Source organism: Rahnella perminowiae, assembly GCF_019049755.1.
GTDB lineage: Bacteria > Pseudomonadota > Gammaproteobacteria > Enterobacterales > Enterobacteriaceae > Rahnella > Rahnella perminowiae.
The window spans coordinates 1-4,233 of sequence record NZ_JAFMOS010000310.1 but is presented as its reverse complement, the minus strand read 5'-3'; the positions used below and the strand labels follow the sequence as shown (position 1 = coordinate 4,233).

General features: G+C 51.9%; 4 protein-coding genes. All 4 read right to left on the bottom strand.

Annotated elements, in window-relative coordinates; translation table 11 throughout:
- A partial coding sequence (locus tag J1785_RS02945; protein WP_217218772.1) for an MFS transporter occupies positions 1-804 on the bottom strand: 804 nt, incomplete at its 3' end.
- 39 nt (positions 805-843) lie between these two features.
- Entirely contained in the window at positions 844-1,866 is a 1,023-nt protein-coding gene (locus J1785_RS02940) for a Gfo/Idh/MocA family protein (RefSeq protein ID WP_129952261.1), read from the bottom strand.
- 14 nt (positions 1,867-1,880) lie between these two features.
- The gene (locus tag J1785_RS02935; RefSeq protein WP_129952260.1) at positions 1,881-2,948 is read right to left on the bottom strand and encodes a Gfo/Idh/MocA family protein; all 1,068 of its coding nucleotides are present in this window, start codon (positions 2,946-2,948) and stop codon (positions 1,881-1,883) included.
- A gap of 2 nt (positions 2,949-2,950) precedes the next feature.
- A complete protein-coding gene (locus tag J1785_RS02930) occupies positions 2,951-4,126 on the bottom strand; it encodes a Gfo/Idh/MocA family protein (protein ID WP_129952259.1) in 1,176 nt (391 codons plus the stop codon).
- Positions 4,127-4,233: the final 107 nt, after the last annotated feature.

The following is a 4,233-nucleotide window of genomic DNA, read 5'->3' as shown; positions in this document are numbered from 1 at the left end:
GGTAAAGACAGCACCGAATACGTCCATGGCCGTGAAGGAAGCAATATAAATAATAATATGCTGACGAAACATACGGATATTAAACGATGAGATAAAATCTAAAACCAGACGTTTCAGATGATGCCAGAGGTTGCCGCCGGTTTCCATTTCCGGTTCCGGCTCATCCGGATCCCGCACATCTTTGGCTTCCCAGGTACACAGCCATGTGGTGAAAACCGCAATACAAAATACCGTGGCGAAAAACATACCGGTATAGGTATAGGTCATCGGATTATCTTTACCGGTAAACATCATGATCACCCCCGGCACAGACACGGCCAGGAAGCCACCGAGTTGCGAGCAAATCATACGCACACCGGCAAGGCGGGTACGTTCGCCAAAGCGGTTGGTCATCTCTGCCGCCAGCGTTTCCCACGGCACCAGCACCATCGCCGACAGTAATTCAATCGACAGATACGTGCCAAGGTAATACCAGTAGCCCATGTCTTTGATCCAGACCAGCGCATACAGGAACATCAGCGGCGAGCTGAGCAGCAGGAAAAACCGACGGCGGCCAAACCGTTTTCCAAGCCATGTATTGCCAAAGTGATCGGTAATATAGCCCATAATCGGACTTAATACGGCGTCAATCACACGGGCAATAGCAAAAATAGACCCCGCTTCTAAAACGGTTAATCCGCAATACATGGTATAGAAGAATAAAAGCCAGGTACCGATAACGGCGAATGCACCGCCACCAAATAAGTCGGTTACGCCATAGCCTATAGCCGTGCCGTAACCCACTCTGCGTTCAGTAGGTTTCATTATTATTATCCTGTGAATGTGAGGTAATTAATAAATTATTTAATCAGCCAGAGTGATCCATTTCCCTGATTGTGAAGAACGGTAGATTGCCCCGATAATATTCAGAGACACTCCGGCTTGTGAAACAGAGGTATAATTTTTTTCTTCAGGATGTCGAAGTGAATAATAGAAATTTGAAACGGCCTGACGGTGACTGTCACCCCAGTAGCTTTTGGTTGCTCCTGACGGACTGTCATCGCTGACCAGCAATGTTTTGTTTTCTCCTTCAGTCAGCCATAACGTGTTGTGATACAACTGCAGCAGTCCTTTTTCACAGTGGATCTCCAGCAGTAACGGCGAATCTGTGCTGTGGCAGTTGGTGGCATAAAACAATCCGCGGGCCCCGTTGGTCATTTTCAGACTGGCCATGGCGGTGTCTTCATTTTCCGTCACATCACTGAGAAAGGTTCTTTCGACCACCCCTTTCAGCGCCAGAACACCGCCACCAAACCACTGCATTAAATCCAGCGTATGAATTGCCTGATTGATCAGCAGGCTGCCGCCTTCGGTGGCAAACCGCCCGCGCCACAGGCTTTCGCTGTAATAGGCATCGCTGCGCGACCAGGTCAGAACGGCTTTGATGCTCAGCATGTTGCCCAGTTGCCCGCTTTCCAGCAGCATTTTGATTTTCTGGCTGGAAGGGTTCAGGCGGTTCTGATGACAGACGCCAATGTGTCCTGCGGCCTTTTCCTCCGCGAGTTTAATGGCGCTGACTTCGCCGCTATTCAGCGCCACCGGTTTCTCGGTGAAAATATGCTTTCCGGCTGCCAGTGCGGCGAGAATAGCCTCCTTGTGCAGATGATGCGGCAGACAGATATGCACCACGTCGATCTGCGGGTCCCCCAACATCTCATGATAATCCGTGTAAAAATCACACCCGTATTCCCGGGCCAGCGCCCGGCCTTTGCCGATATCGCACTCCGCAATCGCGCGTAACCGGCACTCCGGGTTCTGGCGGATCGCCGCTACATGGCAGGTATGGATAGCTCCGCAACCGATCACCGCAGCCTGAAGAGTTTTCATTATCTGCTCCCGTTTCAGTGGGTTTCGTTTGCCAGCATTTGCGCACGGACGCACAACTCGGCGGCTTTAAAGGCATGCTCCTGCGTCATGGCGTTTTCGGTACGGTTCAGGCAGTCAAGGATCAGTTGGCCAAAGAACGGGAAGCCGACGTGGCCGGAAACCGGGAAACGGAATTCGCCTTGCTGATTGACCAGATACACCACGTCCTGTTCGCCGAGCGTGAGATCGACATATTTGCGGATCTCGATATAACCCCCGGTACCGAGCAGCGTCAGACGGCCGTCGCCCCAGGTACTCAGCCCCTCAGGGGTAAACCAGTCGCAGCGGAAATAACCGCGCGCACCGTTTTCACCTTCCAGCATCGTGTCGCCGAAATCTTCAAAGTGCGGATATTGCGGGTGATTGAAGTTGAGTGCCTGTGCCGCCACCACGCGCGCATTATGGTTGCCGGTATAAAACAAAAATTGTTCAATCTGATGGCTGCCGATATCGCACAAGATGCCGCCAAAACGTTCCCGCTCGTAGAACCAGTCCGGACGCCCTTCACCTTCACGGTGCGGGCCCGTCCCGAGGGTCTGGATCACCCGGCCGATCGCCCCTTCCTGCACCAGTTGCCCCGCGAAAACCGCACTTTCAACATGCAGTCGTTCGCTGTAATACACGGCATACTTGCGCCCGGTTTCGGCCACTTTGGCCTTCGCTTGCGCCAGTTGTTCCAGCGTGGTCAGCGGCGCTTTGTCAGTGAAATAATCTTTCCCGGCCGCCATGACTTTCAGCCCCAGCGCACAGCGTTCAGACGGAATGCCTGCCCCGGCGATCATCTGCACTGCCTTATCATCAAGGAGTGTCTGCAATGAATCCGCAACCTTAACCTGCGGATACTGCGCGACAAATTTTTCGACTTTGGCCGGATCAGGATCGTAAACCCATTTCAGGCTGGCACCCGCCTCGATCAGCCCATTGCACATGCCGTAGATATGCCCGTGATCCAATGCCGCCGCGGCAATCACGAATTCACCGGGTTTCACCACCGGCTGCGGTTTGCCTACCGGCGCGTAGTTCATACCATCTTTATTACTCATGTTCAGGCTCCTTTATCCATGTTTTTACCGAGCGGGATTGCATCTTCATCGGCGAAGTTATCTACAGAGGCGGATTTTTCATAAAAATGCGGTGCCAGCGACATCAGCCCGCCGGTCTGATAAAACGGATCGGAAGGGGTCAGTGGCAAAGAGACAATGCTGCGGGTAATGGCTGATTTATAAATTGCGGCGATAAGCTCCAGTGAGCGCTTGCCCTGAATGCCGTCGATCAGCGGAGCGGTGCCGGTTTCCAGTGCCGTCAGGAAATTGTCAATCTGGCCGGTATGCAGGGTATAAGTGAGTTTTGGGACAGACTGATAAATGTCTTCAAGCTGGTTTTCCCGATCCGTATCGCGCGCATCGATCGGGAAACCGTTAGGGGCAGAAATGCTGGCGTATTTATCCCACGGAGCAGAAATGCGCGCTTTCGTGCCCTGGATGACAATTTTCTGATCTTCCCCGTGATGCACCACCGACGCCGTCAGTTGGGTCAGTGCGCCGGAGTCGTATTTGAAAATAGCCGCCGAGAGATCTTCCACTTCGGCATTATCGTGCGCGGCGTTAGTGATCACCGATACCACTTCAGACGGGAAACCGAGCATCCACTGAATTGCATCAATATGATGAACGGCGTGATTGAGTGTGCAACCACCCGCTTCTTTTTCCCAGGTACCGCGCCACCATAAATCATAATAGGAATGTCCGCGCCACCAGAAGGAATCCACTTGCGCATGGCATACCTTACCGGCCTCGCCGGAATCGAGGACTTTTTTCAGCCGCCAGAACGCGTCGGTAAAACGATTTTGCGCAATGATCGATAACGTTTTCCCGCTCGCCTGCACGGCGCTGATCATCGCATCGCATTCCTGTAACGAGGCCGCCATGGGTTTTTCGCAAAGTACATGTTTCCCCGCATTCAGCGCATTAATAGAAATCTCAGCGTGAACATACGGTGGCGTACAAACGTCAAAAACGTCGATATTCGCATCATTGAGGATGTCCTCATGGCTGGCGTAGACTTTGGCTCCCGTGAGGCCGTAATGACGTTTTTTCTCTTCGGCTTTCTCCGGGTAAATATCTACCAGCGCAACAATCTGGCAACGGTCAGCAAACTCTAAATATCCCTGAATATGATTATGCGAAATATTACCCGTACCAATGATTGCTATTTTTAACATTATTTTACTCCTTAATATTTTACCGGACAGCAGACGAATTTAAGCGACATAAAGGGCGTCACCCTGTTGAATTCTTTAAATATTCAGCGCGGATAAATACCTTATTT